At 74.3% G+C, this 5,680-nt stretch carries 5 protein-coding genes; 2 read left to right on the forward strand and 3 right to left on the reverse strand.

Annotated elements, in window-relative coordinates; genetic code table 11:
- Nucleotides 1-38: 38 nt before the first annotated feature.
- Both ACFU7Y_RS38750 and ACFU7Y_RS38755 read right to left on the reverse strand, forming a co-directional pair.
- On the reverse strand, nt 39-686 hold the full coding sequence (locus ACFU7Y_RS38750; protein ID WP_224283927.1) for an HNH endonuclease family protein: 648 nt from the start codon (nt 684-686) through the stop codon (nt 39-41).
- Nucleotides 687-903: 217 nt separating this feature from the next.
- Nucleotides 904-2,319 (reverse strand): amino acid permease, encoded by a 1,416-nt coding sequence (locus ACFU7Y_RS38755; RefSeq protein WP_380771176.1) that lies wholly within the window; start codon nt 2,317-2,319, stop codon nt 904-906.
- A 422-nt stretch (nt 2,320-2,741) separates the two neighbouring features.
- Between ACFU7Y_RS38755 and ACFU7Y_RS38760 the strand changes: the two genes are divergently transcribed.
- Nucleotides 2,742-2,957, forward strand: a complete 216-nt coding sequence (locus ACFU7Y_RS38760) for a hypothetical protein (protein ID WP_224283929.1) — start codon at nt 2,742-2,744, stop codon at nt 2,955-2,957.
- A 45-nt stretch (nt 2,958-3,002) separates the two neighbouring features.
- Here ACFU7Y_RS38760 and ACFU7Y_RS38765 read toward each other — a convergent pair whose 3' ends face one another.
- Complete coding sequence (locus ACFU7Y_RS38765) at nt 3,003-4,001, reverse strand: deoxyribonuclease IV (RefSeq protein ID WP_380771177.1); 999 nt, start codon at nt 3,999-4,001, stop codon at nt 3,003-3,005.
- Nucleotides 4,002-4,224: 223 nt separating this feature from the next.
- On the opposite strand from ACFU7Y_RS38765, the gene ACFU7Y_RS38770 reads away from it, so the two are divergent.
- On the forward strand, nt 4,225-5,619 hold the full coding sequence (locus ACFU7Y_RS38770; protein ID WP_380771178.1) for a cytochrome P450: 1,395 nt from the start codon (nt 4,225-4,227) through the stop codon (nt 5,617-5,619).
- Nucleotides 5,620-5,680: the final 61 nt, after the last annotated feature.

Consider the following 5,680-nt stretch of genomic DNA (forward strand, 5'->3'; position numbering starts at 1 on the left):
GGCGCGGGGTGAGCGCCGGGCCGCAGGGGCTGCCGGGTTCAGCAGTTGTCGAGGATGCCGGTGAGTGCGCTCTTCTCGGTGCTGTCCACGCTCAGGCCGTAGTACTGCTTCACCTGCACCCAGGCGCGGGCGTAGGTGCAGCGGTAGGAGGCCTGGGGGAGCCACTCGGCCGGGTCGCGGTCGCCCTTGGAGCGGTTGCTGCTCGCGGAGACCAGCAGCAGCTGGGGGCGGGTGACGTCGTTGGCGAAGGCCTGGCGCTGGGAGGTGGTCCAGGCCCAGGCGCCGGAGGCCCAGGCCTCGGAGAGCGGCACCAGGTGGTCGACGTCGAAGGAGGAGGCGTTGGTGGTGGTCGCGCCGTCGTAGGGCGAGGACCAGTTGCCGCTGGTGGCCTTGCAGGAGGTGTCGGTGGCGACGTTGCTGCCGTCCCGCTTGACGATCCACTCGCGGGTGTCGCAGGTGCCGCTGATGGTGATCCAGGTCGGGAACAGCGTGCGGTCGTAGGTGTCGCCGTGGGTCTCCGCGGTGGCGGGCATCGCGGCGAGGTAGCTGCGGGCGGTGGCTGCGGAGATCGGGGTCGGCAGGGCGGCCTGGGCAGGGGTGCCGGCCGTGACCAGGGTCACGGCGGCGAGGGCGGCGGCGGCCGGTATGCAGGACAGGAATCGGCGCGCGGGTGCGGAGGGGGCCATGGCGGACGCTCCATCATCAGATCGGATGAACTGCTGAATTGCGTGCGCCAGTGTGGCGACCCGGTCACCTACGCGGGTAGATCCGGGAAGTGAAATCCTCGTGCACATCGGACGTGCACCGGACAAGTCCGGCGCACGTCACGGTGGTTCGCGAGATTCACGGCGATTTGCGGGGATTCACAAGACGGCCCCCGGACGTCCGGCTGCCGCCGGGGATTCAGTCGCGGCGGCGGCCCGCCATCCAGACGTAGACCAGGATGCCCGCGAACAGGAACAGGACCCCCTGGTAGACGGCGGCGTAGCCGGCCCCGGCGAGCAGCCAGAGCGAGAAGCCGAAGGCGCCCAGGCCGAGGACGGCGTCGCGCACCAGCCGCCCGCGGTCGACCTTCTCGCCGGCCCCGCGCACCAGCCAGTACAGCTGGGCGGCGGTGGAGAGCAGGTACGGCACGGTGGCGGTGAAGGTGGTGACCAGCACCAGCATGTCGAAGGCGCCCTTCGCCCCGCTGGCGAAGTTGAGCACGGTCAGCGCCGAGGCCAGCGCCACGCTGACCAGCACGCCGAAGATCGGCACCCCGCGCCGCTCCTTGCCGAAGGCCGCCGGGAACAGGCCGTCCCTGGCGGCCGCGTACGGGGCCTGGGCGGAGAGCAGGGTCCAGCCGTTGAGGGCGCCGGTCATCGAGACCAGCGCGGCGACGGCGATCACCGTGCCGCCCCAGGTGCCGCCGAACATGGCGTCCACGGCGTCCGAGAACGGCGCGGTGGAGTGGACGAGCTGCTGGTGCGCCACGGTGCCGAACACCGCGATCGTGCCGAGCAGGTAGACCACCGCCGCACCGGTGGTGCCGAGCACGCTGGCCCGGCCGACGTTGCGCTCCGGGTCGCGGACCTTGCCGGCGCTCATCGCGGCCGACTCCACGCCCAGGTAGCTGAACAGCAGGATCGCCGCGGCGGCGCTCATGCCGCCCGCCCAGCCCTGGCCGTTGGCGTCGAAGGGCCCGAGGTTCTTCGGGTCGAAGAAGAACAGGCCGCCCACCGAGACCAGCAGCAGCGGGATGAACTTCAGTACGGTGGAGACGAGTTGGACCGCCCCGATGTAGCGGGTGCCGGCCAGGTTGGCCAGCGCGGGCAGCCACTGGAAGGCCAGTGCGGCGGTGATCTCCAGCGGGATGGAGTGGTGGAGCGGCAGCAGCACGTCCAGGTACCCGACGGCGGCCACGGCGAGGGCGGCGTTGCTGACCCAGGTGGTGATCCAGTACGACCAGGCCGACAGGAATCCGGCGAAGTCCCCGAAGGCCTCGCGGGCGTAGACGTACGGCCCGCCGGTGCGCGGGCTGCGGCGGGCCAGCTGCCCGAAGACCAGCGCCAGCGCGATCGCGCCCACGGTGAGCACCGCGAAGGCGACCAGGCTGACCGTCCCGAACGGGGCCACGGCGGCCGGGATCATGAAGATGCCGCCGCCGATGATGTTGCCCATCACCAGGGCGGTGGCGGTCACCAGCCCGAAGCGGCGGCCGGTCTTCTGCGGCGTGAGGCCGACCGGTGCGGAGCCGGCGGGCGGGGAGCCGACCGGCGCCGGGGTCTCCGGGCCGCTCGGTCGGGCCGCCTGCCGGGGTGCGGCGGGACTGGTCTGCATGAGGGTGGTGCGCCTTTCGTGGTGCTGCTCCTGCTCCTGCGCGCGTTCGGTGGGGCACGCTGGAGCCACCGTTCATGCTCGGACCGGGCGGTACCCTGCGCCAAATCGACGGGATTTGTTCAGTTCGCCCGGTTCATCACCGGAAGTCTTGCGGTCACGGGGCGCTCGGACGGGCACTCGTCCGGCGCCCCCCGCCCGGCTGTTCGACCGGATTCACGGATGTGCGCCCAGGTTCGTCCGGCCGGGGGAGTTGCTTCACCCGAACGCCTCAGCCCGGTTGCGGCGCGCGCCCGAAGGGGCGCGTTCGTGTGCAAACGTGGGCGCGGCGCCTCCCCGGTGGGGCGCCGCCCGGCCCGTCGGGCGGCCGAACCGGCCGGTCGAGGTGCGGGTTGAGGACCAGAGACGAACCAAAAGGACATCAGATGTCGCTTCGTGGGAAGATCCGCAAGCTCGCCGTGATCGTCGCCGTGGCCGGTGCCGTGGTGGCGGTCCCGACCTCGGCCATGGCGGGGGGCTTCGCTCCGACGCAGTCGGAGGAGCTGAAGCTGGAGTCCGGTTCCGCGGGCGTCGGCCTGTTCGGCCCGCACGCCACCTGGCTCAACTTCGCCGAGCACGGCGAGAGCGACTGCGGCTGCTGATCCCCTCGGCGCCCCGAGCCCGGAGGCCGTCCGTCGGCCCCGGGCTCACGGCTGTCCCGCGCCGGACGGCTCCCGCGCCGCCTCCGGGCGCCGCCCGCCTCCCCGGGCCCGGACCGTCGCCCGGTCCCGCAGTTCCTTCAGCACCGCGATGTCCATCGCGTGCCCGGTGCCGTCCCCGCCGTGCTTGCGGTCCGGGGTCTCCACCACCAGGGGCACCCCGACCGTCTCCGGGTGCTCGAACAGCTCGCGGAACGGCTCGGCGCCGATCATCCCGGCGCCGATGTTGGCGTGCCGGTCCTTGCGGGCTCCGACGACGTCCTCGGAGTCGTTGGCGTGGATCAGCCGCAGCCGGCCCGGGCCGGCCGCGGCGGCCAGGGCGTCCAACGCGGCCGTCACCCCGCCCGGCTCCGCCAGGTCGTGCCCGGCTGCGAAGGCGTGGCAGGTGTCCAGACAAACTCCCACCTTCGGGTGATGGTCCAGCGCCTCGACGTACTCGGCCAGCTCCTCCAGCCGCGAGCAGAGCGAGCTGCCCTGGCCCGCCGTCGGTTCCAGCAGCAGCCACGGCGCGTCGTCACCCAGCCCGTCCAGCTCCTCCAGCAGCGGCCGGACGTCCGCCCGGACCTGCGCCATCGCCTCGGCCCGGCGCGAGCCGCCGCCGGGCGCGGCGCCGACCGCCGAGCCGGTGTGCAGGACGACGCCGAGCGCGCCGATGGCGTGGCCGCGGCGCAGCGAGTGCCGCAGCGAGTCGGCCGAGCGCTCGCGGGTGGCCGGGTTGTCCGAGCCGAAGTTGATCAGGTATGGGGCGTGCACCCAGGCCGGGATGCCCTGGTCGGCGCAGGCGGCGCGGAACTCCTCGTCCTGGGCGGGGTTGCCCGGGGGAGTGGCCCAGCCGCGCGGGTTGGCCACGAACACCTGCACCGTCTCCGCGCCGACCCGGCCCGCGTACGCCAGGCCGGTGCCGGCCAGCCCGCGGCCGGCCACCGGGACGTGGGCGCCGATCGGGTTGCGGACGGCGGCGACGGGCGGCAGGGGCGCGGTGGTCATGGCCCCGAGCATGCCACGCACCCGGACCCGGGCTTCGGGCGGGCCGGTCCTGGTCCCGGAGGTCCGGCTTCCGAGGAACCGGAGGAAACGATCATCCGCCGACCGGGGGAAACGATCCTCTGTGCTCGATCGAGTGAATCCGGCCCGGAAACCGGGGCTCGCGCCACCCGTCTCCGTCACGATCCGTGATCAGTCGGACCTCGCGACTCCTGAGGAGGCAGCCGTGACCACCGCCGAACCGGTCGAGACCGTCGACCTGCGTGCCGACCACCTGATCCGCGACCCCTTCACCGCCTTCGCCGAGCTGCGCGAGCGCGCCCCGCTCGCCCGCGCCACCATCCCCGGCGTGGAGCCGTTCTGGATCGCCGTCCGCTACCAGGACGTGCGTACGGTGCTGTCCGACCCGCGTTTCGTCAACGACGTGAACGCCGTGAACGGCCCCGTCACCGCCGACGGCCTCGACACCGCCGAGAGCCCCGCCGCCCCGGGCGGCCTCGCCGTCCCCGCCTCCCTCGCCGACGCGACCGGCACGGCGGACGAGGCCGCTGCAGCGCTCCCCGCGCACCGCACCGAGCAGGTCTGGCGCGCCCGCGGCATGCCGCCCGAGTGTGCGAAGTACCTGCGCGCCGGGATCTTCGGCGCGGACGGCGCCCGGCACCGCCGGATGCGCGCTCTGGTGCACCCCGCCTTCACGGCCGGCGCGGTGGAGCGGCTGCGGCCCCGGATCGAACGGCTCGCCGAGGAGTACGCCCGGGCGCTGCCCGAGCACGCCGGCCCGGACGGCGTGGTCGACCTGGTCGCGAACTTCGCCTACCCGCTGCCCGTCACGGTGATCTGCGAACTGCTCGGCATCCCCGAGTCCGACCGCCCGCAGTGGCGCCAGTGGAGCTCCTACCTCGGCCGGGGCGCCGGGCCCGGCCTGGACGAGGCGCTGCGCGCCATGGTGGCCGCCGCCCGGGAGCTGGTCGAGCGCCGCAGGGCCGAACCGGCCGAGGGCCTGCTCTCCCGGCTGGCCGCCGCGGAGGGCGACACCCTGGCCCCGGTGGAGTCCGTCTCGCTGATCCTCAACCTGATCGTGGCCGGCCACGAGACCACCGCCACCCTGATCGGCAACGGCACGGCCGCGCTGCTCGCCCACCCCGAACAGCTGGCGCTGGTCCGGGCGGATCCGGGCCTGCTGCCCGCAGCCGTCGACGAGCTGATGCGCTGGTGCGGTCCGACCATCGGCGGGGTGCCGCGCTACGCGACGGAGGACCTCACCCTGGCCGGCACCCCGATCCGCAAGGGCGAGGCGGTGATGCCGATCCTCGCCGGGGCCAACCACGACCCGCGGGCCTACGCAGATCCGGAGCGCCTGGACGTCTGCCGGGCCGCCGCGCCCGACGGCGCCGGGCACCACGAGGCGCACCTGGGCTTCGGCTACGGCACCCACCGCTGCCTGGGCGCGGCGCTGGCGCACCAGGAGGCGGTGGTCGCCTTCGGCACGCTGCTGCGGACGTACCCGCAGCTGGCCCTCGCGGTCGGCCCGGAGGCCGTCGAGCGCGGCCCGAACCCGGCCGCCTGGCACCTCGCCGCGCTGCCCGTCCGCCTCGGGCCGCGGGCTCCGGCCGCGGGCTGACCCGGGCCGCCGAGCCGCGCCCGATGCCGCCCGACCGCCCGACCGCCCGACGCGCCCGACC

This window comes from Kitasatospora sp. NPDC057542 (assembly GCF_042801945.1).
Classification (GTDB): domain Bacteria; phylum Actinomycetota; class Actinomycetes; order Streptomycetales; family Streptomycetaceae; genus Kitasatospora.